The 25,214-nt window shown below is 48.5% G+C and carries 18 protein-coding genes; 9 read left to right on the forward strand and 9 right to left on the reverse strand.

The features are described from left to right. Nucleotides 1-8 precede the first annotated feature (8 nt). The gene (gene rlmB, locus NG792_RS23455) at nucleotides 9-809 is read left to right on the forward strand and encodes a 23S rRNA (guanosine(2251)-2'-O)-methyltransferase RlmB (RefSeq protein ID WP_435387609.1); all 801 of its coding nucleotides are present in this window, start codon (nucleotides 9-11) and stop codon (nucleotides 807-809) included. A 70-nt stretch (nucleotides 810-879) separates the two neighbouring features. Beyond that, entirely contained in the window at nucleotides 880-1,164 is a 285-nt protein-coding gene (locus NG792_RS23460; protein ID WP_261198564.1) for a DUF1816 domain-containing protein, read from the forward strand. Between the two features lie 22 nt (nucleotides 1,165-1,186). On the opposite strand, the gene NG792_RS23465 is transcribed toward NG792_RS23460, so the two are convergent. Next, entirely contained in the window at nucleotides 1,187-2,056 is an 870-nt protein-coding gene (locus tag NG792_RS23465) for an alpha/beta fold hydrolase (RefSeq protein WP_261236989.1), read from the reverse strand. 220 nt (nucleotides 2,057-2,276) lie between these two features. After that, nucleotides 2,277-3,620, reverse strand: coding sequence for a serine hydrolase (locus tag NG792_RS23470; protein ID WP_261236990.1), 1,344 nt, complete (start codon nucleotides 3,618-3,620; stop codon nucleotides 2,277-2,279). Nucleotides 3,621-4,119: 499 nt separating this feature from the next. Between NG792_RS23470 and NG792_RS23475 the strand changes: the two genes are divergently transcribed. Both NG792_RS23475 and NG792_RS23480 read left to right on the forward strand, forming a co-directional pair. Next, nucleotides 4,120-6,141 carry a di-heme oxidoredictase family protein gene (locus NG792_RS23475; protein WP_261236991.1) on the forward strand — a complete coding sequence of 674 codons (2,022 nt, stop codon included), beginning with the start codon at nucleotides 4,120-4,122 and terminating at the stop codon, nucleotides 6,139-6,141. Between the two features lie 132 nt (nucleotides 6,142-6,273). Further along, nucleotides 6,274-6,402 carry a hypothetical protein gene (locus NG792_RS23480; protein ID WP_261198567.1) on the forward strand — a complete coding sequence of 43 codons (129 nt, stop codon included), beginning with the start codon at nucleotides 6,274-6,276 and terminating at the stop codon, nucleotides 6,400-6,402. A gap of 47 nt (nucleotides 6,403-6,449) precedes the next feature. On the opposite strand, the gene NG792_RS23485 is transcribed toward NG792_RS23480, so the two are convergent. Beyond that, entirely contained in the window at nucleotides 6,450-7,094 is a 645-nt protein-coding gene (locus NG792_RS23485; protein ID WP_261236992.1) for a DUF2834 domain-containing protein, read from the reverse strand. Between the two features lie 469 nt (nucleotides 7,095-7,563). Between NG792_RS23485 and NG792_RS23490 the strand changes: the two genes are divergently transcribed. Beyond that, on the forward strand, nucleotides 7,564-7,818 hold the full coding sequence (locus NG792_RS23490; protein ID WP_261236993.1) for a hypothetical protein: 255 nt from the start codon (nucleotides 7,564-7,566) through the stop codon (nucleotides 7,816-7,818). Nucleotides 7,819-8,235: 417 nt separating this feature from the next. Further along, nucleotides 8,236-8,469, forward strand: coding sequence for a hypothetical protein (locus NG792_RS23495; protein ID WP_261236994.1), 234 nt, complete (start codon nucleotides 8,236-8,238; stop codon nucleotides 8,467-8,469). 108 nt (nucleotides 8,470-8,577) lie between these two features. Here the strand turns inward: NG792_RS23495 and NG792_RS23500 are convergent, their stop codons facing one another. Further along, the gene (locus tag NG792_RS23500) at nucleotides 8,578-9,972 is read right to left on the reverse strand and encodes an aminopeptidase P family protein (RefSeq protein WP_261237013.1); all 1,395 of its coding nucleotides are present in this window, start codon (nucleotides 9,970-9,972) and stop codon (nucleotides 8,578-8,580) included. Nucleotides 9,973-10,148: 176 nt separating this feature from the next. Here NG792_RS23500 and NG792_RS23505 point away from each other — a divergent pair, with 176 nt between their 5' ends. Continuing rightward, complete coding sequence (locus NG792_RS23505; protein ID WP_261236995.1) at nucleotides 10,149-10,592, forward strand: DUF4332 domain-containing protein; 444 nt, start codon at nucleotides 10,149-10,151, stop codon at nucleotides 10,590-10,592. Nucleotides 10,593-10,603: 11 nt separating this feature from the next. On the opposite strand, the gene NG792_RS23510 is transcribed toward NG792_RS23505, so the two are convergent. Then, nucleotides 10,604-11,227: a TetR/AcrR family transcriptional regulator gene (locus NG792_RS23510; protein ID WP_261198570.1), complete on the reverse strand. Its 624-nt coding sequence runs from the start codon at nucleotides 11,225-11,227 to the stop codon at nucleotides 10,604-10,606. A gap of 269 nt (nucleotides 11,228-11,496) precedes the next feature. Here NG792_RS23510 and NG792_RS23515 point away from each other — a divergent pair, with 269 nt between their 5' ends. Next, nucleotides 11,497-13,026, forward strand: coding sequence for a M16 family metallopeptidase (locus NG792_RS23515; RefSeq protein ID WP_261237014.1), 1,530 nt, complete (start codon nucleotides 11,497-11,499; stop codon nucleotides 13,024-13,026). Next, the gene (locus tag NG792_RS23520) at nucleotides 13,026-14,522 is read left to right on the forward strand and encodes a M16 family metallopeptidase (RefSeq protein ID WP_435387610.1); all 1,497 of its coding nucleotides are present in this window, start codon (nucleotides 13,026-13,028) and stop codon (nucleotides 14,520-14,522) included. Before NG792_RS23515 ends, NG792_RS23520 begins: the two co-directional genes overlap by 1 nt. Before the next feature lie 134 nt (nucleotides 14,523-14,656). On the opposite strand, the gene NG792_RS23525 is transcribed toward NG792_RS23520, so the two are convergent. From NG792_RS23525 to NG792_RS23540, 4 genes are all read right to left on the reverse strand, one after another. Then, complete coding sequence (locus NG792_RS23525; protein WP_261198571.1) at nucleotides 14,657-16,552, reverse strand: phospholipase D-like domain-containing protein; 1,896 nt, start codon at nucleotides 16,550-16,552, stop codon at nucleotides 14,657-14,659. Then, nucleotides 16,530-21,509, reverse strand: a complete 4,980-nt coding sequence (locus tag NG792_RS23530; RefSeq protein ID WP_261236996.1) for an AAA domain-containing protein — start codon at nucleotides 21,507-21,509, stop codon at nucleotides 16,530-16,532. Before NG792_RS23530 ends, NG792_RS23525 begins: the two co-directional genes overlap by 23 nt. Nucleotides 21,510-21,672: 163 nt before the next feature. Beyond that, nucleotides 21,673-22,185 carry an HmpF-related protein gene (locus NG792_RS23535; protein ID WP_261236997.1) on the reverse strand — a complete coding sequence of 171 codons (513 nt, stop codon included), beginning with the start codon at nucleotides 22,183-22,185 and terminating at the stop codon, nucleotides 21,673-21,675. A gap of 122 nt (nucleotides 22,186-22,307) precedes the next feature. Further along, nucleotides 22,308-25,049, reverse strand: coding sequence for a valine--tRNA ligase (locus tag NG792_RS23540; RefSeq protein ID WP_261236998.1), 2,742 nt, complete (start codon nucleotides 25,047-25,049; stop codon nucleotides 22,308-22,310). Nucleotides 25,050-25,214: the final 165 nt, after the last annotated feature.

A 25,214-nucleotide genomic window follows, 5' to 3' on the forward strand; every position in this document is an offset into this window, starting at 1 on the left:
TCAAAGATATGATCTACGGTCGCCATACGGTATTGAGTGCCTTAGAAGGAGAGCGCCAATTGCATCGGGTCTGGATTACGGCTCAATTGCGCTATGATCCCCGTTTTCATACGGCGATCGCCACGGCTAAATCCACGGGAACGGTCATTGATGAAGTGGATTACCGACGCCTGGATCTGCTCACTCACGGGGAAAATCACCAAGGGGTTGCCGCACAGGTTTCTCCCTATACCTATTGGGAACTGCCGGATTTAATTGCCAATGCCTTAAAGGTATCCGATCGCCCGGTTCTCCTCGTGGGCGATGGGATTAACGACCCTCACAATTTAGGCGCAATGATTCGCACGGCTGAGGCGATCGGCGCTCAAGGGATGGTGATCCCGCAAAGACGAGCGGTTGGGATCACATCAACGGTGATGAAAGTCGCTGCTGGTGCATTAGAATTTTTTCCCGTTGCCCGGGTGATCAATCTCAGTCGAGCCTTGGAAGAACTAAAGGAAGCGGGGTTTTGGATTTATGGCACTGCCGCCAACGCGCCTTCAGCAGTCAGCAGCATCGAATTTAGCCGACCCACGGTTTTGGTCGTGGGATCCGAAGGGGAAGGTTTGAATTTGTTGACACAACGGCACTGTGATGAATTAATTTCTATCCCCCTCCAAGGAAAGATCCCCAGTCTGAATGTCTCTGTGGCAACGGGAATGGCGCTTTACGAGATTTTTCGTCAGCGATGGACCCAGCGTCCCAACATGGGAAATCTGAAGAAAAATACAGTTGAAAAAATAAATCCTAGGGAGTATAAAGAAATGTAAATTAACCACTTAGCTCGAACCAACACTTAATACCACCTCGTCGTCATACAACGGTAAATAGGGGAATGATATGAAGGAATTGAAAGAAATCTTGATTAGCTTGCTAAACCTTTTAGGCTGGGCCTGGTGGGTAGAGATTGCCACAGACAATCCTCGGTGTACTTACTACTTTGGGCCATTCCTGAGTAAAAATGAAGCCGAAACTGCTAAAAACGGATATATAGAAGACCTTGAACAAGAAAGTGCTCAGGGCATCTCCTTTGCTATTAAACGCTGCAAACCGAGCGCTCTCACGGTTTACGAGGAGCCGGGGGAGATGGGTAGTCGGGGAAAATCCCCGGCATATAGCGGTTAGTTTGAACGAGGAGGCTGCCTGATTATTGGGAAGAAACCTCGGATGATGCAACGACTTGGGGATGGCGATCAATCCAGTGATCAATGTCCCCGAGGACTTGCGCCGGTATTTCCCAAGGGAACAGGTGAGCGGTATTGGGATAACAGATGAATTGAGAATTTTTGAGGTGATGAGCGGTTTCCCGGCTCGAATCTGCGGTAATGTGGCGGTCCGCTTCCCCCGCCATGACTAAGCTGGGACAAGTGATTTGTTCCAGGGAACTGAGTCGGTTGTAGCCCGCTGTGAGGGCAGCATTGAGCGCATTCCGGGCAGGACCGCTGGTTTGAAGATAGGCAGACATCCCGCTATCGGCTAGGTATTGATAAGCTAGGGGAGTATGTTGCTGAATCAGGTAACGAAAGAGCGATCGCCTGCCCAAAGTTTCGATATTCCATTGCCAACTCGGGACGACTCGATTAATAATCCCGGAAACCCCGGTAAATGCTAAATCTTGCCAACTAATCGGGGGATGGGAACCCCGGGGACGGGCAGCAGAAGCAACTAACATCAATCCCGTGACGCGATCGGGGTGTCGCAACGCCAGTTCCATTGCCAAAATCCCGCCCAGGGACCAACCTAGGAGTAAAAAGCGCTCCACTTCACAGCGATCGAGCAATGCTTCTATATCCTGAAGATGGTCCGTCATTTGAAAGTGCCCTCGGGTGCGAGTCTTCCCGTATCCTCGCAAATCCGGGGCAATGGTTTGGAATCGTTGGCTCAAATGGTCCGTAAACACAGACATGGAAGCCCCATGACCGGGATGTCCATGCAAACAGAGAATCGGAAAGCCTGATCCCCGGACAATCGCGTTTAAGTGATGAGGGGAATAAGTGAGGGTTGGAGTGGATACCATGTGGAATTGCTAAGGTCAGAGGTTTTCCTTTTCATACTATCGGGATCAACTCCCTAGCGGCTACTGATTAGGAATCTAGTCGGCAAACACCCACCCGCACCCTGAAGGGTCTGGCTCCACGGACGAAGCCTGCCTCCGCAGGCTAAAGAGAAAATCGACTTTTTACCACCGGATTGGGTATGATAGCCCCTGTGGGATTGATCGCTACAAGCCCTGGGCTTCACAGTTGACCACTGCGGAAGAGATATTCAGAAATTTCAGAAATAAACTGACGGATGGTCGGTTCGCTATAGGCACCATCGTCAATCACGGTAATAATGTAAGTCTCACCGAAGAGGTTCATGGCTAAGGTGGTGCCGAGGACGCGAGAGGTTTGCCCGGTTTTTTCTCCTAACCAGTGACCGAACCCGCCTTCTAACCCAGCGAACCCAAGTTCATGGTCATATTGCCGTTCCAGGGAACGAATCAGGATTTCATCGCCGAGATGTTCTCGGTTATAGATTTGAATCATCATCTGAGTCAGATCGTCGCTGGTGGTGGTGTTGCTGCCGATCGCCACATTTTGGGGATAGATGCGATCGCCCACAAATTTAGAATAAACCCGCGTCTGTTTGAAACCCCGTTCTTCTAACACTTGATTAATGTAATCCCACCCCAAATAATCGATAATTTGATTGGGGCCAATATTACTACTGTGACCGATCGTAGCATTTAAAATAGTTTCAAGGGGATATTTTTCCCCCACCCGAAGTTCTGAGGCATCCTCCGTATAGTTAGCGCGATCGACATGAATGGGGGTATCGAATCGGAGTTTTTCCGAGGTGATTTTGTTCATTAAAGCCACGGCGATCGGCACTTTCATTAAGCTGGCGGCATCTCGCGCCGGTTCATTTCCGCGCAACCGACGGCAGATATTAGTCGTGAGGTGACAGATGGTAATTTTGACTTGGGAAGAAAGGCCGCTGCGTTCGGCAATAGGAATTAAAAATTGGGATTGTGCCACTTCCAGACGGTAGGAAACGGCCTCTAAATTGGCTTGATATTCGGCAATTTTTGCCACGGTGCGATCGCCATAGTCGGAATCAGCCGGAATTTGATGCAGGTTATCCAGGGCTTTTTCCCAGAGGGATTTGAGCGTTTGTAAGGTTTCCACGGAGGAGTTCCCGGTTTTACCCAACTCTGATGCTTGAACGGCGTAGCTGAGTGCCTCTTCCCAGTAAGGTTTGCCATTGAGTTGTTTAGCGAGATTTTGTTCTACCGTTTCCATCCGCGCCAACAGGGTATCGTATCGTTGCAACAACGGCGCAAACTCGGAAGGGTATGACCATTGATCGGTAGAGACAGGCATGGAGTCAGCACAGTTCGGATCAGAACCCGAGGGATTGTCTTCGGGAGTTGGGCGATCGCCAGCGGTGTCAGTTCCCGAGTCCGTCTCCATTGCAGTGGGAGAACAAGTAAGCGGGGGGGCTTGCGCTTGGGGTTGCGGCATCCACCACATTCCCGCCGCTAGTAGACTCAGAGAACTTGTCAGTGCGATCGCAATCCGTTTTTTACCTCTGTGCATATTGCACACCCTACCTCACCGAATAAAAACCATTGACGTTCGTTATTTTACTGAATCCTGCACCAAAAAACCGAAAACAATTCATAGAGAAGAGTTTTACGGAATCTACTGGGCATCAGTTGTAGCCGAATAGATCCCCTCAGTTCTCGGTCAAGCCGCTCCAATCCAATAAATTACAGAAAATCTCCGAGAAATTCTCCACCCTTCATGCAACAGAATTCTCTTACTTATCACCAATTAAAAATACTAACCCTTGCGACCAGGCTACCTGAAACCTTCAAAGTTCAGGCAATTTTCAGGGATAAAGAAGGCGATCGCTACCGTATTTTCCTGGCAGATTCCCTCTGTAGAGAGAGGGCAGGGACCCCAGATTTAGATTAAAGTACCCCTTTAGGGTTAAAGGCGAGCTTTTTAAAAATGTTCTAACCCCCAGGAAGCCGGAAAAATCTACAGTGCCACCGGCTTTCCTGTTGATGTTAAATACAAAATTCAAATCATCATGAAATGGTTTAGCCTAATTTTCATTCTGCCCGTTGTGGCGGTGATTGGGTTTTTAGTTTCCGGGGTCGAGGTTGTCTTACCGGCCTCCCCACCCAGTGAATCGATGACCTACACCCCCATGACCCAACCTGCACCCCCAGGCATCGGTTCCTACGATGTCCTCGGACATCCTGTCAGCAAAGAAGAAGCCGATCGCCTCTTACAAACCGAAGCGGGACGAGACTATCTCTCCCCCGAAAATGGGGCGATCGAAATTACCGAAGAACTCATCGACTTAGGGCGTGATAATTTCTACACCGCAACCTTTGGTAACGAAGTCATCTTTACCGATGTCGTAGGAATTTTAGAGGGTCCCATTAACGTCGCCAGCATGACCAAAGCGATTTTGTCCCTCAAAGGACAACCCACCACCAACCTCCAGATTCCCCTCAAAGAGGATATCACCGTCGGAGGCAAAACCTTTAAAGCCGGGACAATGCTGAATACCGGACTGGACTTGCCAAAAGGGTCCGTTCTCCCCCTGGGACTGAGTAATCATCTGAGTGGGGGTAAAGTCCGCGTCGGAGTGACTTGCGCCTTATGCCATGCCACCATAGATGGAAAAACCGGGGCCATCTTGGAGGGGGCTACCAATAATGATCTTGATGCCGGTTTATTGCTGGCAATGGCGAGTAACACTGCGGCACTCTATCGGCAGACGGGGGTCAATCCCTTGGAACTGCCTAAAGGCAGTCATACCTACATCAATAGCCAAGGGGAACTCGCGAAATTGCCGGACTCTGAAAGCTTGGAAGAAGCCGTGGATCAGGTGTTTTTGAGTTGGGCACCAGGCAATTTTGACTCCAGTGGGGATCAGATTGACAATCCTTCCCAAATTCCCCCATCCTATACCCATGATGCTTGGCCCTACAGTTGGAGTGGGGGGTCCTCGATTGGCTGGTTCCACGGGTTGAGTTCCCTGAATAGTCGGGTCTTTGCCTTTAATGCTGACCCCACAACGACTGCCGAAAACAGCGAAAAACTCTACGGTATTGATAAAGAGACCTTTTTGGGAGCCATTTTTCAAAATTCATCCGCTTCTAAATTCCGGTTACCCGAGGGAGCAAAACCCTCGGAATTCTTCGCCAGTGTTGATCCCACCCCTGATTCTCCGGGGTTTGACCAGACGATTAAAATGCCGGAATATCCGAATGCGTCGCTATTTGCCGCAAATGGGCTGATGTTGGCGATACCGGGTTTACCTGTGGGTACAGCAGCTAATGCAATGTCGGCTTGGCAAAATACCTTGGCACCTCCACCGAATGAATCCTTAACCGATGCCGCAGCAGTGCAGCGGGGGTCAGCGATTTTTAATCAAGCCGGTTGCGTGGATTGTCATAGTGGTCGGTACTTTACGAATCATGAAGTGATTCCGCAACGGGTAGTGGGCACCCAACCCGAACGGGCCAAGGCATCCTTGGGACTGAAAAAACTGTTCCAAGACCCGACGACTTATCCCCCGAGCGTCCTGGTCCCCCTTCCGGAGAATCCCCCGGTGATTCCGGTGCCAACGGATATTACACCGCAACGCGCGATTGATGTAACGTTTGGGATTACCGAACCGAAGGGCGGATACAAAGTGCAGCACTTGATTGGGTTGTATCTGACGGCTCCTTATCTCCATGATGGCGGGGTGGCAGCAGCAGGGGATGCTTTAAGGCAAGATGCTGACGGCAAGTTCGCGATCGCCAATCCCGCTCGCATTGGCTTACCGGGAACCTTGTTACAAGGGATAAATCCAGATCCCGAAGCGAGTTTAAGAATGCTGGTTGATCGTCGCTTGCGCTCCGCCCTGATTGCCGCAAACCGGGCCAACCCCAGTCTGCAACGGGCTAATATTGACGGCAGGGGACATGATTACTGGGTTGATGAAGAGGCTGGATTTACACCAGGAGATCAGACTGATTTAATTCAGTTTCTCTTATCCATTGATGATGAACCGGAAGTCTTACCCGAGCCTAAATTAGCTCAGGGGTGGTAATGGATAATCCCTAGCGGTTTTAACTGGGGATGAGGGTAATTTCTTAATTACCCTCATCCGGTGAGAAGCGTCTTACGTTGAACTATAAAATTTCAGTTAAGTAATTTAGAGTGATTCAGGGAGGAGAGGTTGATGGAAGAATTTATACGAGGGTTATTGGGCGATCGCATCACCCTAAGTTGGCTGATTTTTATCATTGCGTTTTGTGGAATAACTTACAGCATTCTGTATCGCGATTCCAATGGGCGATCGCCTGATTAAAAACCCAGGAGGGGGAGCAACAGGCTCCTTACTCCTCATCCAGAAGCTTACTCGGTTTCCGGTAAGGGAGGGCGGATAGACAGATAAACCAAAGGACCCAGTAGGGGAACGATCGCCACTGCCCAGAAAATCCGAGAATCGTGCCAACCTCGACGGGCCATATCATCGCCCAGTAAAGTAGGAAAAACTAAATACATTAGGGCAAAATCTAAACTCATTAAATATAAAAATCGACTGGTTTGCCATTGTTTGATAAATTCGTCGAAATTGCCGCTATATAAAGCATAAATGATTAGTCCGATGGTGCTAATAAGTAGAGCAATTCCTGTTAAGCGACTATCGAGCAGTTTGATGAGCCAATCTTTTTTGCCCAAAAAGTAAGGGCGACTTTCCCGCAACAGGATATAGGGCATCATTCCAATCACGCCGGATCCATTGGAAGCCAAAAAAGAGGGCCAAGCGGGGATGGGTTGCATCCGTTCATCAATAAACATCAAACAGGCATAGATTAACGGCCAAACTCCCATGAAACTAAACAGGGTAAACGCATAAGCATTCACCTCATTGAGTTGCAGTTTGACCATTTTTTCAATGAGGGTTAAGGTCCCGGATTGCTCTAAGGGCTGAAGTTGTAAAATGTAGCCAACAAAGAATGCCCAAATTATTAACAGCACAATTTTTAAAGGAAGCATAAAAGAGAACCTTTGAGGGAATAGGTTTTGGATATTATAGGGGACAGTTTGCCCGAGTTCCTCTGTCTAAAGTGGAGGTTCCAGCCGGAAGGGAAACACAGGAACTGACCCGGGGATGGTGCGTTCCCGGGGGATTTTGGTGTTTAGCAGTGTTTTGGGTGGCTGGCCCTGATTAACTTGGAGCTCTGGGATCTGTCTCCTATCTCAGGGAAAACGGATATCTTCTTAAGAAGCTGAGGAGGATGTGTCTAGAGTCCGTAAATTTTGGTAAGTACATTTACTCACCATCCGCTGAATGGCTGATTTCTATTAAGTCATTTGGCTGATGTGAAAATCAAAGGACCGGGCGGACAATGAATGGTTAAGTGATTTCACTTAGTCGCGACTGAGGTTAGGAAAGTTCAGGGGCTGATCGGTTTGCTGAATCACCAAAGGGCTGGTGAAAAAAACGGAGAAAAAGAGGGTCAATATGGGAAGCATCTGCCAAACGATTCACTTATACCCAAGTGAATGGGGAAATAAAAACATCTATCCCTCGTTGGATATTAGAAACAAAAAAGCTCAAAATACAGAGCATGGCTGGTCCCGGTGGAGAGGGGATAAAATGGATGGGGTGATGGACACGAATGAGTCTCACCCAATCTATGTCAGCAATCAAGGACCAATTAAAACCCGAAAGATTTTGACAATGGAAGGCGGCTGGTATCGATTCCACGGTCGCTAATGGAAATTGATAAAAATTCTTAAGATAGATGCGTGATTCCCTATTTTATGGTAGGGGAAGAAAAATCGTTGGATTAGGTCCAAAAGTTCCTGATGAGGTACTTTGGGTACTCTAGTGAGCAGAAAATTTCCAGGTTTAACCCAAAGCAATCCTCCTCCCAAAACTGGAGGTTAATATCCAGGATTGCTCTTGCCCATGATGGGTGAAACCCCATATCTAAAAAGGACAAACTTGACCTATAGTTAGGAAAGTTAGCAAATTTTTATGAAAAGTTGGTACCTGGCGGTACTATAACAACTTAAAGGTTTTATTCCCGATTTCAGTGAGGTTGAAGCCCGGATATAAAGCAATTTTTTAAGGACGAAAATTGCCCCTGTTTTATAGAGTAATGCAATCAGAAGAGTTTCGGATCAGCTAATGCTAACAGTCAATTTTGCACATTTCCGATTTAATCTGGCCCCGTTTTTGCTGCCCATCCAGCTATATTTTGCGCCTGGACTCCCTGCGCCGGATATTCACGCCATGTCAGTCCCTGTGACCAGACCCTATCAGGAGCGTCCAACCACAGAGGCGAATTCCGACTGTAAGGAGAACGATCAGAAAGAATGCGATCATCATCGGGGGAGTCGGGAGGAGCGTTCGGAACGCTAGTTTTTCAAGTTGTACGGCTGACTCTGCTTTGAGGAACTGAAAGCGATCGCTTCATGAGGCAGCGGGTCACCAACTGTGGCCCGCCAGTCTACCTCAGACAAGTGAGATTCAACCCCGAACAATCTGCTCGATTTTCTGCGCTTGCACCGGCAAGGCAGCGGTAAAGACTTCCCGACCCTCTTGGGTGACCATAACATCATCCTCGATGCGGATGCCTCGGACATCGTGAAACTGGGCTAATTTATCCCAGTTGACGACGCCATCATATTGCTCACGCCGTTGGGGGTCGTTTAAAATAGCGGGGACTTGATAAAATCCTGGCTCAATGGTGACTAACATTCCCGGTTGCAGAGTCCGGTTTAGACGCAGGTAACATAAGCCAAAGCGATCGCTGCGATCGCGACCCTCCTGATAGCCTGCAATATCTCCCAAATCTTCCATATCATGAACGTCCAATCCCAGGAGATGTCCAACCCCATGCGGAAAAAATAAGGCATGGGCGTCCATTTCCACCAAATCCTCGGGATTGCCGCGCAAAATTCCTAAATTGACCAATCCTTCCGCGATCGCCACCGCTGCTACCCGATGAATATCCGCATATTCAACCCCAGGACCCACCTGTTCAATGCAGCAGTCATGGGCCGCTAAAACCACATCGTAGATATCCCGTTGGGTGGGGGAAAACTGCCCAGAAACGGGCCAAGTGCGGGTCACATCTGCCGCCCAACCTGTGGCAGTTTCTGCACCTACATCCACTAGCAGCAAATCCCCGGGCTGCAACAGGTGATGGTAATGCTGATTGTGCAAGACTTGGCCCTCAACGGTCACTATACTGTTATAAGCACAGGTAAAATTCTGGGCCATAATCGCCCCTTCCATTGCACCCCGGACCATTGCTTCGGTTTGAGCGCGGCGAGTGGACATCATTCCCACGAGATGCGCCTGAACTGTACAGGCAGCCGCTTGTAACAGTTCACGAATCGCCCATTCATCGTGGATCAGCCGTAATTGAGCGATCGCCAGGGCTAATTCCCGATCGCGAGCAACGGTGGGATTGCCTTGGTCCGGAAACAATCCCACCGGGCGATCGAGGATATCCACCTGTTCCATGCGCGTCTTCAAATCAGGTGCAGCAACAGTTGCAGCATTTTGGCTGCGAGATTTTAACTCGGAAAGGGGAAATGCCTCATCCGCCGCGATCGCCTCGGCAACCTGCGATCGCGTCGGCATTTCTCCATGCCAAAGGGTACTGCCTGGGTGGGGATCATCCATAAACAGTTCCAATCTGCCCCCATCCAGCCGAATTGCCGCGTTTTCTAGGGAAAGTCCAGCAAAATATAAGAAATGACTGCTGGGGCGAAAGGGATAAACATTCGCCGGAAAATTACGGGAAGAGGGACTTCCTGACCACAAAATCACGGGAGTTGCGATTTGATTTGCCAGCTTTTGCCTGCGTTGAAGGAGGGCCGTTGTCAGGGAAGTTGCCGGAGTGGATATTTGCATGAGGGATAGTTTTGCCTTGCGATCGAGTAGGGTTTGATCATCCATCATAGGGAGTAAAGAGAACTCAGACCCAAGTCCCCTTAAGGTCGTTTTGTTAAGTTCGTAGTAACGACTAACTGGAGTCGAACCGATCGCCGTTACCCTAGTTTAAGAGGAGTCTTAATCCCATTCAACCCATGAACGCATCTAAATCGCGGCAAGTGCGCCCCTTAAAACCGACTCACTGGCCGATCGCCCAATTACCTGGGGTCAGTTCCCACGACCAAAATCTACTGGAAACTTGTGGGATTACCACAACTGGGGAACTGCTGCGGCGAGGGAAAACACCGGAACAACGGCAGGCGATCGCCTCAGAGTTAGGCATCCATCTTCAATATGTGAATAAATGGGTGGCAATGGCAGAACTTGCTTCAATTCCGACGGTCGGCTATCAATATTGTGGGTTATTGCTGCACGCCGGAATTGCCTCGATCGCCCAACTGGCTGACTTACCCATCCACCGATTGCACCAACAACTTTTAAGGGTCCAAGTTGCCAATCTCCAACGCCGGGACCTTTGTCCCTCCGTGGATGAAGTGACGCGATGGATTCAACAGGCGCGGACCCTTATCAAGGGATGAATCCGGGAGAATTACTCGTTCTGGGGTGGCGCTAACACCCCATGTAGGAAAATATCTGCCAATCCTTCCGCCATTTCCTGCATCGCTTTGGGAGAGGAATCGTTTTCCAGGAGGGTTTGTTGACTAAATCCTGCCACAGCAAACATTCCTAGAAAAACATGAGCCACCAGGCGAGGATTCATGGGACGATAAATTCCCCGTTCCATTGCGGTTTCAAAGAATGCCTCAGCGACATCGGTCATTTTGGAAATTACCTCAGCTTGGATGCGATCGCGTAACTCCGGGTGAAACTGAGCCTCCAGGAAGCAAACCCGCATCAAATCCGCATTTTTGTGAATATTCAACATCCGCCGCCGCATCACTTGCGCCACTGCCTGATAACTGCCCATTTCGCTGAGTTCCGTGAGCAGATCCGTGAGGATTTCGATCCATCCCTCCGTTGCCAACTCTACCAAAATTGCTTTTTTATTGGCAAAATGACGGAATAGGGTTCCTTCAGCTACACTGGCAGCTTGAGCGAGGTCTCTTGTGGTGGTTCCGTTGTAACCCTTTTGGGCAAATAACCGCTGCGCCGCATTTAAAATCCGAGTGCGCGTATCGGTTTCAGCAGGTTGGGAGCGAGTAAATATATTCATCGTTAATAGAAAATAGTGCTGTGGGAAATCACATCAAGAGCGTTTTTTTCTAACCCCGGAGGACTCAACGAACCCGAATCAAACAGAGGAATAACCGCCCTTGCGTTACTTAAAATGGCTGACCCTCAATCGAGGAGTCACCTCCAGACTGATGAATCAAAATCACCGCTTTTTTTTTATTGGCTATGTCAATCTCTAGGTTTCGGATGGCGATCGCAAAATGGGGAAAACCCCGCTGGACTGGGAACTGGTCCCACTCCCGACCCTTCATGATCGCCCTTTTGGTCACCCTTGTGCTTTGGTCCGGGATTTCACTAAACCCGGCACTCGGTCGAGAGCAAGTTTCCCCGACTACTACAACTCAGTCAATTCAGCCTTACTTAGACCGGGTTGCGGAAAAAATTAGCGAGTTTACCCTCGATAATGGACTCAAGTTTATCGTTTTAGAACGACATACCGCGCCCGTTGTTTCATTTCTAACATACGCCGATGTCGGGGGAGCCAACGAACCGGAAGGCAAAACCGGCGTTGCCCACTTTTTAGAGCATTTAGCCTTTAAAGGGACTCAGCGCATAGGCACCCGAAACTATCGAGCCGAAAAAGAGCTGCTCGACCAACTCGATCGCCTTGACGCTCAAATTAGAACCGCCACAGCCGCTGGAAAAACTGCCGAAGCTCAACGGTTACAAGCCGAATTTGATAAAACCGAGGCGGCTGCCGCTGAGTTAGTAGTCCAGAACGAATTGGGTCAAATTGTCGAACAATCCGGAGGCGTTGGACTCAATGCTACCACGTCTGCCGATGCCACTCGCTATTTTTACAGCTTTCCTTCCAATAAGGTAGAACTCTGGATGTCCCTAGAGTCTGAGCGTTTCCTCGAACCCGTCTTTCGAGAATTCTATAAGGAAAAGCAGGTGATTCTCGAAGAGAGAAGAATGCGCACGGATAACTCCCCCATTGGCAAAATGATTGAGGAATTTTTGCAAACTGCCTTTGTGGCGCATCCCTATGGCAGACCTGTGATTGGCTATGCAGAGGATTTAGCCAATCTGCGGCGGGAGGATGTTCAGGAGTTTTTTGAGACTTATTACGTTCCCAACAATTTGACCATCGCTCTCGTGGGAGATGTGGACCCGGAGAATGTCCGGCAATTGGCACAGACTTATTTTGGTGGCTACAAAGCCGGACCCACGCCTCCCAAGGTGGACAAAATAGAGCCTCCTCAGACGGAACCTAGACAGGTGGTGGTCCGGTTTCCCTCGGAACCTTGGTATTTAGAAGGATATCACCGTCCAGCTATCAATCATCCTGATAATGTGGTCTATGAATTGATTGCTCAAATTCTCAGTTCCGGACGGACTGCTCGCCTCTACAAATCCCTCGTAGAAGAACAGCAGGTTGCCTTGAGTGCGCAGGGTTTGAATGGATTCCCCGGCGAAAAGTATGAGAATTTAATGCTATTTTATGGCCTGACTGCTCCAGGTCATACGGTGGAAGAAGTTGCGACTGGATTGCAAGAGCAAATCAATCGGCTGACGGTGGAGGAAGTTTCTAGGGAGGAGTTAGAACGGGTTAAAACCCAAGCCCGAGCGGGAGTGTTGCGATCGCTGGCTTCTAATCAAGGGATGGCGAGTTTGTTGGTGGAATATCAAATTAAAACCGGCGATTGGCGCAATTTATTTCAGGAATTAGAGCAAATTGCGGCGGTGACACCGAAAGACATTCTGCGCGTCTCTCGTCAAACATTCCGGCCCGAAAATCGCACCGTGGGACTGCTGCTGCCAGAGGAAAAATCGTAATGAGTCAGAGAATGGTTACATCTAAGAATAAGCCCCCAAAATATTGGATTGTACTGTTGGTTTTGCCTTTAATGTTGTTGCTGTTTAATGCGGGGATTGTCACCGCAGAATCAGCGAAACATTATACAAATTTGGAGTTTGCACCGCCTCCGGAAATTGTGTTACCGCCTTTTGAGCGCTTTGAGCTAGAGAATGGGATGGTGGTGTATTTGATGGAGGACCGGGAACTGCCTTTAGTTTCGGGAACTGCTTTAATTCGCACAGGCGATCGCTTGGAACCGGCTAATCAAACTGGACTCGGCCAAATTCTGGGGCAGGTATTGCGAACTGGGGGAACTACATTGCATTCCCCAGATGAATTAAATCAGTTGCTAGAACAACGGGCGGCTTCGGTAGAAACGACCATCGATACCACCTCAGCATCGGCGAGTTTTAATGCCTTAAGTCAGGATTTGGAAGAGGTGTTTGGACTGTTTGCGGAAGTGCTTAGAACTCCAGCATTTGCCCCAGAGCAAATTGAGTTAGCTCAACGCCAACAAGCGGGGGCGATCGCCCGTCGGAATGATTCCCCCAGTGCGATCGCCTCTCGGGAATTTCAAAAGCTGATTTATGGAGAGAATAGCCCCTATGCTCGGAGCATCGAATATGAAACTTTGAGCAATATTTCTCGGTCCGATGTGGTCCAATTTTACCAGCGCTATTTCCATCCCAATAACATGATTTTGGGCATTGTCGGCGATTTTGAAACCCCTCAAATGCGAGCGCTCATTCAGCAGAAATTTGGGGACTGGAAACCGGATAAAACCGTCAGTCCAAATATTGCCGCTTTATCTCCAACTGCTCAAGCGAAACAAGGGGGAGTCTTTTTGGTGGAACGCCCTCAATTAACCCAAAGTACGATTCAAATCGGGCATTTGGGTGGGGAGTTAAATAGTCCTGATTATCCGGCGTTGTCCGTCCTGAATGGGGTACTGAATGGATTTGGGGGACGGTTATTTAAGCAGGTGCGATCGCGAGAGGGATTAACCTATTCCGTCTATGGCGTCTGGAGTCCCCGCTATGATTATCCGGGGATGTTTATCGCTGGGGGTCAAACGCGATCGGAGGCAACAGTACCCTTTATTCAGTCCGTCTTTCGAGAAATCGAACGCATTCGCAGGGAACCGATTACTGCCGAAGAGTTACAGTATGCTAAAGATACCACCCTCAATTCCTTTATCTTCAATTTCGCCGACCCGAGTCAAACCCTCTCTCGGTTAATGCGATATGAATATTACGGATATCCCGAGGATTTTATCTTCCAATATCGGCGCGGGGTGGAAGCAACCACCATTGAAGATGTGCAGCGAGTAGCACAGAAATACTTGAACCCGGATCAGTTAGTCACCTTAGTGGTGGGGAATCCAATGGAGATTAACCCTCCATTAAGTAGTCTGACTCCCGATACCTCTGTTACTTCGATTGACATTACAATTCCTGAACCCTCCAGAAGTTAAGTCCGGGTTAGGAGTGGCGATCGCATAAGAGATTCTGCTGATTTCCTCTGAGGAAAAGACTAACGACTGAAGTTGCAACTACAAACAATCAGAAACAATTTTTTGATGTTCGTAGTAACGACTTCAGTCGTTTTTTATCCCGACTTGTGATGTTTAGATTTTTTGCGAGGAGGATTTTGAGTCGGGGAAAGGTTTGCCGCCAGTTTAGCCAATTCACCAGCAATAAAAGCATCTGGTGACTCGACTGCTTCTGATGCAATCCCCAGGCGGATGAAGTCTTGCCAGACGGGTTCTGAAAGTAAATTGAGGGCAATAGTGCCATCTTGATCGGCAATCACCCCCATAACCTGCCGCCATGCTTCGCACAAGCTATCCAGTTGAGGGGAATCCGGGGTGAGTTTAGATAGCTGGGAAAGCGCCTGATTCAAGCTAGGAGAATCCGGGGACATTTGCTGCGATCGCAAGCCCTGACAAGCGATTTTCAGCCAAATTGGGAGCAATTCCAGCCACTCCCGGTCCTGAATCTGCTGTAAGGCAGTTTCCGCCATCCCCAACGCACCCCAGATACTTAGAGAGGTGGTGGCAAGGGACTCATCCTGAGTGGTAATTGCCTGCTGCCAGAGGGATTCGGCGCGTTGTTGAAATTGGGTAGAGAGGGATTGATACGCTTCGCTGACGATTTCGGGAAGGGTGACTTGATAGAGACTTTCCCCCAGTGGTAGGCGATCGCCTCCATAAGTTAGCCAATTGTGAGCGCTACAGATATAAATTTGGCGATCAATCACCACCTCTTTGGCATGGGATTCTTCCAAGGCGACAATTTGTATAGCGGATAGTCCTTCTGCTGTTTTCACCGCTGCCAATTTTGTCAGCCATTCCTGAGAAATTGGCGTAATTTTTGATAATTTCCCCGGTATAGTTCCCTGTCCCACGAGAATCCAAACCCCTCGTTTGACAAGGGTTTCTAATCCTTGCAACAGGCGGTAATTTATCCCTTGTTCTGTGAATCGAGGGGAATAGATTAAAACCTGATGGGTAGCGGTTTGGAGGGTTTCTAAAAATTGGGTATGAATCTGACTCTCAGAAATTAAAATTGCTCTGCCGGTTGGGGTGGAATTTTCTTCAACGTTATCAGTTACAGGTTCGATTGCTGCTTGTCGGACTTGTTCCAGTCTAGCTTCAACTTCTGGATTCTCCTGTGGGAAACTTTCCTCGCCTCGGGTAGAACAGATTTCAAACAATTCGGTTAGGGAAATTTTCCCCTCGCTTTGGAGTGTTTCTAGCCAAAGGGTGGCGGATTCAAGTAACTGCTGTCCCCGTCGGAGTTGCAGAGTTAAGCGCTGATTTAGGGTATCAAAAATGGCAAACAGTGCCACAGATTGCCAGCGGGTTTCCGGCGGTTGGGCGATTTGGAATGCGGTGACTTCTTTGCCGGATTCGGGACGGTGGAATCCCAATCCTTGATGGATAAGGCATTGCTGCACTTCGGCGAGGGTTAAGGAATCTACCCGGGGGATGCGGCTATTAAGGGGAAGGAAATCGCCTAAATTTGGGAGGTTTAAGGCGGATTCGCGCAGAGGATTTAGTTCAAAGGCAGTCGCCTCTAATAAAGGGTCTGCGATCGCATAAATGGGGTGACTTTCTGGCGGTTGCGGGACGGACCCTTTTTCATAAAAAGTTCGACCTTCTGGGGTGAGTTGAAGGGACCCGTCCGGGAGAATTTTTAGGGTATTTAATGCCTGGAGGTTGGCGGTGGTACTTCTAACAAAGATGGGGTCCAAACCCAAGACTTGGGCGAGTTCCACTTCGGTGGGTTTTGGGGTAATTTCTAGGCTGGCCCGGAGGATAAATTCTTCTAAAACATTAAATTTTCTCGGGGCAGTTACCATCAATTCTATACCTGTTTCCACCAAGGGATAGCAGAATTGTCTAGCGGCAATCACTGATAATCCGGGACTGGTTTTTTCCAGTTTTTCTACGGAGGTTTGCAGGGAGGAGTCAATGGGTTTAGCGGAGGATTCGAGAAACATCAATTAAACCTCCTTGATGACGCACAACATTAGAAACTTCAGAATAAATTCGGCCTATTTCCCCATGATGATGGGCAAATAATTCATGACAGCCGACGATAACGAGCAATTCCCGGGCGCGAGAAAAAGCCACATTCACCCGTTCAGATTTTTTTGCAAATCCCACTTTCCCTTCAGCGTTATTGCGGACCATACTGACAATAATCACGGACCGTTCCATGCCTTGAAATTGGTCTACAGTTCCGGTACGAATTTGGAGAGAAGGAAAGCGGTTGCTTTCCAAAATTTTCTCTTCAATGCGGTTGAGTTGAGCGCGATAAAAGGTGATAATGCCAATTTCTTTGGGGGGATGACCCTGGGCAATTTTTTCGGACCAAGTGTTTTCCATATTTTGACATAACTGCTCGATCGCCTCTATTTCTTTGGGATTAATAAAAGATGTGCCTTCTTTGCGTTCGCCAAAGGTGGAGTCTTGGGGCATTTTCACCCAGATCAGGTGTTGATGTTCCTGGATGATGGTACTATTGAGGTGATGTTTGCGGGCTTGATCTGGGTCTAAAATGCCACATTGGAGGCGGCGATCGTAAAATTGATTAATCGCGCCCATGATGTTGGGATGCATCCGATATTGAATCGTCAGCATAGTTTTAATGGACTCAGGGGCGGCATCAAATTGCAGTTTAAAAAAGGAGTCTTCTAAAAATTGCAATGCCTCTTTACTGCTGCCCATTTCTATGGCAATATCTTCGATGGTATCGTCATTCAGCATGGGCGGTAACTGACAGCGATCGCCGACTAAAACTAACCGTTTAGCTTTGAGGGCGGGAATTAATAATTCCGGTGGGGTGCATTTGCTGACTTCATCGATAATCACTACATCAAATTTATTAAATTCTTCGGAAAAGTCTCGACGGGCGGCTTGAACACAGGTAATCCCAATCACATTGGCATTATCCAGATAAATTTGCCGCAATTCAGTGCGGTCCTGTTCCGAGGGATGGCGAAGTTTGTCAATCCAATCTTGGACTAAGTTTTGATAGCGATTGAGATATTGTTCTTCCTGGTTTCCTGCCTGTTCCCAGGTTTCAAACTGGGTTCTGACTTGGTGTAAAAAGGGTAAATCACAGCAGTGTTCCTCGGCGATTTGGGGCAGGCGATCGCGCAGGGTTTCCCAAGTTTTTTGCCACCATTGACGCTTTTGCAGTAAAAGTTCTGGCAGATTGGTGGTCAGTTGTTGCTTAATTTCATGTAGTTCTAATTCACACTGTTCTAGTTGCTGTTGCAGAGGTTGCAAGTTTTGCTGTTGCTGGGTGAGATAGGCTTCAATTAGGGTATGAATATGACCTAAAATTTCAAAGGGGGCTAAGGCAGCAATAGCAGTTTCTAAGTTAGTAATTCGATTCTCCCAGGATTGCACCATTGCGGCAAATTCTGAGGGTTTTTCCCAAATTAAGGCACGGTTGGCTTGATATCGCTGGACTGCGGTTAAAATGGCGGGGGGTAAGTGCGGTTGTTGGCTTAATTGTTGTAACTGTTCTACTGCTTGTTGTAAAGTCTTTTCCCCCGCTTGACGCAATAAATCTAAGGCAGCTTGCGATTGTTCGAGTTGCGGTTTTTGAGCGGCAATCCAGTGTTGAATTTGATGCCACTGCTGTCCAATATGGCTTAATCCCTGTTCTGTTTCAGTTTTCAGGGGGAGTAAACATTGACGCGCCTGGGTGACAATTTCATCGATGGTAGTTTGCGCAATTTCTTGCAGGGTCAATTCCACTGCCTGGACTTCCCAAATGGTGGCATACTGTTGTTGCTGCTGCTGTAAAACTTCCTGGGTTTTCACCACTAAATTCTGCCGTCCCGATGTCGTCAGGTTGGGATAATTGCTGTATCCTGCCGCCAGGTCCCGCCATAAGGTGCGATCGCTCGCTGAAAAGACAATCGGCGGCTGATTCAGACTGCGGTGCAAAAATTCATGAAAATAGGAATGATTGCCTTTGGAGTTGCGAAAATTGCCCTTGGTTTCATAAGCTAAGGCTTTGAGAAACTGTTCCCAATTCGGCAGATCACTCACGGGATGATCGCCATAATTCGGCATAATTACCACATTCAAGGTTTGGGCGATCCTGAGTAAACTATTCGGAACTTGAATCAAATTACTGTTAAAGGTTCGACCCGTTTGGAGGGATTGTTTTAACAGGGTATAAACTTGGGCTGGCGCTGTTTCTAACCAAACTCCCACCTCTTTAATTACGCGGTCAATTTCTAACTTGCGATTTTGTAAATTCTGGAAGCGTTGCTGGAGCGATTTTTGCTTATTTAAGGCTTGTTCATATTCCCCTTGCAGTTGATGCAATGGGGTGGAATCTGCGCGAAATTGTTGGACGGCAGTAGCAGCAGCGACGATCGCCTCGGCAGTGTGATTAGCTTCAGTGACAACTTCCCTCCATTTAGCCAACTCGGGCGCAACCGTTTCGCAACACCAAGCAGCTAACCCAAATGCCCCGCGATCGGGACGAATCCAGCCCAATTCTTGAGTTAAAGGTAACGCCACTCGCACTGCATCAATAAAGGTTTTAACCCTACTATCTTCCAAGGTATAAGGGCGAATTTGAGCCAATAAATTCACCACTTCTGGAGATTCCCACGGCACATTGGGCGCAGTTGCTAACAACGCTGCCAAATCCGAACTGACCCGTTTTACCTCGGGATTTTGGGCTTGTGCCGCTTGATATTGCTGTTCCCAAATTGCCCGATTTTCCAGTAAAATCTCCTGACGCTCTTTCCAAAACAGGCGATCGCTGGCAAGTGCTTCTTCCGCTGCCAAATATCGCGCAAATTCCGCCGCCAAGTCCCGCATTTTGTGATAAAATGCTAAATCATTGCGCCGTTTTTCTAAGTCTGTCTCACAGTGACTCGCGGTATTTTGCAGCCAAGTTCCGATCGCATTCTCTTCTAAATACGGTGCACCTTCTTCCTGCACCTTCTCCGCTTTTCCCTTTCGCAACGCCCGCACAACTGGACTATGCACCAATCGACTCAAGGCATTATCTACTGCTAAATTCGCTTGGGATGCGATTAAAGTCCGTCCCCCTCGTCGCGCCACCTGGTAGCAAATTTCCGCAATTACTGTGGTTTTTCCCGTCCCCGGAGGACCTTGAATTAAAACCAAATCTTTGGCAGATAACACCATTTCCACCGCTGCAATTTGGTCGGGATTAGCCGCAGGTAATAGTAACTCCGCCCTCTCCAGTTTAATTGTCTGTTTGGGAACCCTTGCCTGTCCTGCATCAAAGAAAAATTGACCTAAATAGGGATTTTGACTATGACCCTGTTCCAGCCTTTTTAAAGCTGTCATTTTATGATTAATTTGGCTGAGTTCCCCAAAGGCTTCAAACAATAAATATCCAGTTTCGGGTAACTGATAGTAACCCCCCTTCATCAACTCCAGCAAGTCTGCATCCGGCTTAATTCTAATCAACCGCCGTTCTGCATCTACCGAGTCAATTCTGCCTAAAATTCGTCCATCCCGGCCACTTTTTCCCAGGGGAGAACTTTCAAAGAGGCGAAGCTGTTCGCTACGGGCTTTATAGGTGCGATTCCAGAATTCTGCTGCTGCTAATCCGGTTTCGCTGCTGCCGTCAATGGTTGCCTCACGACTGTCCAATTCAAAGCTAATCCGGCGAGTATCTGCACCATAATTGTGCGCGATAAACGGTACGCAAAACTGTCGCGACTCGGCAATCCGTCGTTCAATTTCTACATAAACCCGCCATGCCTGAAGTTGTTCCTCGGTGGGGATTAAATCTCCCGAAACCGGCAGTTTTGCCATGCGTTTCAAGGCGGAACGGGGAACGCCTAAATCATACTGATGATCTGGCAACAACCGCAGACGACAGAGAACCGTAAACCCATCCCCCCGTCCCCGAGTTTGGGGAACAAAAATCACATCAATCAGGCGTAATCCACCTCGTCCATCGGGACTGACTACTGCTATTAAAGATAAGGTTTTGTAGCGCTTTTCCAGTAGGGAAATTCCCGGTTCTTCCCGATCGCAAGCGAGAGTGAGTTGCCAACGTTCCTCTCCCGCATCTTTCCCAGTCCCCAGACGGCGCAAGTAAAAGGAGTGCGATCGCTGTTCTAACAGTTGTGAGAATAACAGTTCCGCGCGATCGCGGCGACTGCGAAAGTCCTCATCGCGATCGCTGGGTTTCTCCCCTGCCAGTTCCCGAATCACATTAGCGATCGCGGTTTTGCCAACCAACCGATACCCCCACTTTGCCTCCTCCTGCTTGGCAGTGGCAGATTTCTCCGAGGGTACTACGGTTGTCACCCACTCCACCCGAGTGATAATCTCAGCGGTAACCTGAATCTCGCGCTTGTCCCCCTGGGAACATAAATATACCGACCCTGACAGGCGAGTTCCTGCGGGGATTCCTTGGGAATTCACCGCCATTTGCAGCCACTGCAACCCCGGAGACAAATACTGCGATCGCACTTGCAACCAATCCAAGTCCGACACCACCTGACAAGACTCACCCAATTGCAGTTCCCAAGCCTTTTCTACCTGGCGATTCGGTTCAATTTCCCCAAACTCCAATCGCGCCGGAATCTCCCAAATTGCGCCTTCCCATTGGACATTTTCCGCACTTCCTGTCAATCTCACCTGATGCAAAATCGGCGCGGTATTCGCCTCACCCCTCACCGCTACTGCACCCGTTTCACCCCCGACAGTTCGAGCGATCGCCAAATTCTCTAAGCGCACTCCGGCAACCGTTACCACCACCGCAGGCGCATCCACCGCAAACAGCACAGCATCACCGCCACTCCCGCGAATCGTTACTGCACGCGCGATCGTGAATGTCCCCTTGTAATCTCCCGGTTTTAGAGAGATTTCATATCCATCCCGGACAATTTCCAGTAATTCAGCAAAATTGGTGGGATCTGCTTCAATCGATGGCACAATCACTCCTGATTCATAACGAGGCATCTCGGCGATCGGGCGATCGCCTGGGCGTGAAACTGTTGTTTCATTTTACCTAAAATTGTCTCTCCCTACCACATCCCCTGTGCAGCAATCTTATCCCACTTTTGCCAGCATTAATTATCATAAATCCGGCCACTTGTCAAGCGGTATTTTCCCTTTCTAATCTTTCCTGCTCTTCCCCATTCTCATTGCTACTCTCATCCTCCGACTCTTTCAAGTTTTGAGCCAATATCTGCAAACGGCGTTGTTCTTTTTTCAGCTTTTCTTCTAACTCTTGAAGTTGATCGCGGCGGGCTTCTAATTCCAAAGCACGGCGCGACAGTTCCTGACTTTGTAAAGTCAAAGATTGTCGCCATTGTTCAATCTCTACCGCCTGTTCCTGTAAAAAATCCGGGGTCAACCCTTTGGTTAAATATTGTTTTAGCAGATTAATCGCCCATTCCGTCGCCTCATTTATGGTGCGAATTTGTCCCGCAGTGGTAATATCTGCTAAAACGAGAATTCCCTCGCCAAACGTATTGGATTCTGTGGTTACAATTGGCTCAGTTTCCGACACCAAAGCCCAGATATCTCCAGATTTTTGACAGGCTATTAATCGCAACCCGGTTTTGCCTAAGAATCCTTTTTTTTGCACCTGGGCTAAGTATATCATTGCAGTCTGCTTTAAAAGGTCAGGGGTTAAAATGGGGGAAAATAGTCGGTTTCCAGTCCCCTCCCCCATTGGGGGAAGGGATCGCAGGGATCTCTATTTCCAAAACTTAGGGTTATTTGGGATTATTCCCCTCTTAATTGACGCAGGCGATCGCGTAAAATTTCACCCTGTTTTTCCGCTTCCGCGAGGCTGTCTCGCGCCCCTTGGACCACTTCGGGCGGGGCTTTATCCACGAATTTAGCATTAGATAAGCGTCCAGAAATTGATTTGACTTCCCCCTCAATTTTACCCAAACTTTTCTCTAGTTTGGCACAGAGTTGTTCAATATCCACCACTCCTGCTAGAGGCACTAAAACTTGAACAGTTCCTACCACTCCGGCGATGGTTTGTTCCGGTTCTTCGGCTAAAGCTGGGGTGATTGTCAAGTCTTCAACTTTGGCTAAATTTTGAATATAAGATTCCCCTTTCTGGAGAATATTCCGTTCTTTGTCGCTGTCAGTTTGCAAAATTGCTTTAATTTTTGCCCCAGGTTTAATATCCACCTCAGCGCGTAAATTCCGAATGGTCCGAATTGCACCAATGATTAACTGAAAGTCCGACTCTAATTCGCCATTCATCAAATTAGCATCAGCTTCAGGATAGGATTGCACTGCTAAGGATGCCGTTGATTCTGCTTGCGCCAAGCTGTGCCAAATTTCCTCGGTGATATGAGGGATAAACGGATGAAGTAATTTTAGAATTCCCTCTAGGACGAAGGCAAGGGTTTGTTGCGCCACCCGTCGGGAAGCCGCATCTTCTCCTTGTAACCGCGACTTGACTAATTCAATATACCAATCGCAGAAATCCCCCCAAATAAACTCATACAAGGTTTTGGCAGCATCTCCTAATCCGTAGGTATCAACTGCTTCACAGGTTTGCTGCACCGTGTGATAATAGCGCGACAAAATCCAGCGATCGCACAGTTCCAAATTCGAGGCATTCTCTCCCGGATTCCCCAACTGTTGCGGCGTCTGTCCCTCCAAATTCATCATCACAAACCGCGCCGCATTCCACAATTTATTCGTGAAATTCCGCGAGGCTTCCACCGAGGCAGACTCATCCGTTGTCCGATTATATTCTAAGCGAATATCTTGACCCGCCCCGACAACTTCTCGAATTAAGGTATAACGGAGAGAATCGGTTCCGTATTTTTCAATCAGCAGCAAGGGGTCAATCCCATTCCCCGCAGACTTGGACATTTTTTTGTTATTTTCATCCCGGACTAATCCATGAATGTAAACATCTTTAAAAGGCATTTTACCCGTGAAATGTCCCGCCATCATCGTCATCCGCGCCACCCAGAAGAAGATGATATCAAAGCCAGTCACCAGAGTTGTCGTGGGATAATAGGTGTCCAAATCTTCAGTTTTATCCGGCCATCCCAAGGTAGAAAACGGCCATAATCCAGAAGAAAACCAAGTATCCAACACATCGGGGTCTTGTTGAATTTGGACAGTTTCTCCAAATTGAGCTTTTAGTTTAGCGGTTGCTTCTTCAGCCGATTTTGCCACAACAAACGGCGTATCATCGGCAATCATTCCCCCGGTTTCACTAATGGCATACCAAGCAGGAATTTGATGTCCCCACCAGAGTTGACGAGAAATACACCAATCTTTGAGTTTTTCCAACCAATCCCGATAGACTTTCGTCCAGCGATCGGGGACAAAGCGAGGCGAATTTTCCTCATCCAGGAACGTCAAGGCGCGACTGGAGAGAGAATCAATTTTGACAAACCACTGAGTTGAAATCAGGGGCTCTACCGGCACTTTACCGCGATCGCTATAAGGAACCGTATGCTTATACTCCTCCACCTTCACCAGCAGTCCATCTGCCTCCAACTGCTGCACCACCGCTTTCCTGGCATCCTGGCGATCGCGTCCGGCAAAAGGTCCAGCATTCTCATTCAATGACCCATCTTTATTCATAATGGTAATAAACGGCAAATTGTGCCGCATTCCCATTTCAAAATCATTCGGGTCATGGGCTGGAGTTACTTTAACACAACCCGTCCCGAAACTCGGGTCAACAAACTCATCTCCCACAATCGGAATTTCCCGATTCATAATCGGCAGAGTTAACATTTTCCCAATTAACCCTTTGTAGCGATCGTCATTAGGATTCACCGCAACAGCCGTATCTCCTAACATTGTTTCGGGTCGAGTCGTTGCCACCTCTACAAATCCAGATCCATCACTGAGGGGATAGCGAAAGTGCCATAAATGACCATTCACTTCCCGCTGTTCCACCTCCAAATCAGACACCGCCGACTGACTCGCGGGACACCAGTTCACCATATATTTCCCACGATAAATCAGTCCTTCCTCATGCAAAGCGATAAACGCTTCCAGAACCGCTTTCGAGAGTCCGGTATCCATCGTAAACCGTTCCCGGGTCCAATCCACGGAAACCCCCAACCGGCGCAACTGATTGGTAATCGTATTTCCTGACTCTTCTTTCCACTGCCAAGCGCGTTCCAGGAACTTCTCCCGTCCCACTTGATCCCGCGTTTTGCCGTCTTCGCGCAGTTGCCGTTCCAAAATCGTCTGAACCGCAATACTGGCATGATCCGTCCCCGGCAACCACAGGGTATTGCGCCCTTTCATGCGATGATAGCGCACCAGCACGTCAATCAGGGCGCTTTCAAAGGCGTGTCCCATGTGTAAGCTACCCGTAACATTCGGCGGGGGAATCATGATACAGTAAGGCTCGCCCGGGTGATTCGGGTCTGCTTTAAAAACCTGATTCTCTTCCCAAAACGCTTGCCACTTGGCTTCTGTCGTCTTGGGTTCATATTGACTCTGTAAGTTAGGAATGGTGGAAGTCATCGGGAATATAAGGTGAACGGGTTACAACTGATCTATCTTAAGATTTTGCCACAAGCCTTTGACAGAAATGAACGGAAAATAATCAGCACCCCTCCAGAATCGATGGCAATTGCGACAGTTCCACAGGGACCCTGACCCCGAAAGTTCCGGACCCAGGGCGCTAGG

It is taken from the genome of Laspinema olomoucense D3b (assembly GCF_025370785.1).
Classification (GTDB): domain Bacteria; phylum Cyanobacteriota; class Cyanobacteriia; order Cyanobacteriales; family Laspinemataceae; genus Laspinema; species Laspinema olomoucense.

What these genes read in the sequence shown, in the direction of transcription:
- NG792_RS23460 (WP_261198564.1), top strand. Translation starts at nt 880, where the DNA reads ATGAAGGAATTGAAAGAAATCTTGATTAGCTTGCTAAACCTTTTAGGC.
- NG792_RS23485 (WP_261236992.1), bottom strand. Translation starts at nt 7,094, where the DNA reads ATGCTTCCTTTAAAAATTGTGCTGTTAATAATTTGGGCATTCTTTGTT.
- NG792_RS23500 (WP_261237013.1), bottom strand. Translation starts at nt 9,972, where the DNA reads ATGCAAATATCCACTCCGGCAACTTCCCTGACAACGGCCCTCCTTCAA.
- NG792_RS23470 (WP_261236990.1), bottom strand. Translation starts at nt 3,620, where the DNA reads ATGCACAGAGGTAAAAAACGGATTGCGATCGCACTGACAAGTTCTCTG.
- NG792_RS23535 (WP_261236997.1), bottom strand. Translation starts at nt 22,185, where the DNA reads ATGATATACTTAGCCCAGGTGCAAAAAAAAGGATTCTTAGGCAAAACC.
- NG792_RS23490 (WP_261236993.1), top strand. Translation starts at nt 7,564, where the DNA reads ATGGGAAGCATCTGCCAAACGATTCACTTATACCCAAGTGAATGGGGA.
- NG792_RS23505 (WP_261236995.1), top strand. Translation starts at nt 10,149, where the DNA reads ATGAACGCATCTAAATCGCGGCAAGTGCGCCCCTTAAAACCGACTCAC.
- NG792_RS23465 (WP_261236989.1), bottom strand. Translation starts at nt 2,056, where the DNA reads ATGGTATCCACTCCAACCCTCACTTATTCCCCTCATCACTTAAACGCG.
- NG792_RS23475 (WP_261236991.1), top strand. Translation starts at nt 4,120, where the DNA reads ATGAAATGGTTTAGCCTAATTTTCATTCTGCCCGTTGTGGCGGTGATT.
- NG792_RS23520 (WP_435387610.1), top strand. Translation starts at nt 13,026, where the DNA reads ATGAGTCAGAGAATGGTTACATCTAAGAATAAGCCCCCAAAATATTGG.
- NG792_RS23495 (WP_261236994.1), top strand. Translation starts at nt 8,236, where the DNA reads ATGCTAACAGTCAATTTTGCACATTTCCGATTTAATCTGGCCCCGTTT.
- NG792_RS23480 (WP_261198567.1), top strand. Translation starts at nt 6,274, where the DNA reads ATGGAAGAATTTATACGAGGGTTATTGGGCGATCGCATCACCCTAAGT.
- NG792_RS23525 (WP_261198571.1), bottom strand. Translation starts at nt 16,552, where the DNA reads ATGTTTCTCGAATCCTCCGCTAAACCCATTGACTCCTCCCTGCAAACC.
- rlmB (WP_435387609.1), top strand. Translation starts at nt 9, where the DNA reads ATGATCTACGGTCGCCATACGGTATTGAGTGCCTTAGAAGGAGAGCGC.
- NG792_RS23540 (WP_261236998.1), bottom strand. Translation starts at nt 25,049, where the DNA reads ATGACTTCCACCATTCCTAACTTACAGAGTCAATATGAACCCAAGACG.
- NG792_RS23510 (WP_261198570.1), bottom strand. Translation starts at nt 11,227, where the DNA reads ATGAATATATTTACTCGCTCCCAACCTGCTGAAACCGATACGCGCACT.
- NG792_RS23515 (WP_261237014.1), top strand. Translation starts at nt 11,497, where the DNA reads ATGATCGCCCTTTTGGTCACCCTTGTGCTTTGGTCCGGGATTTCACTA.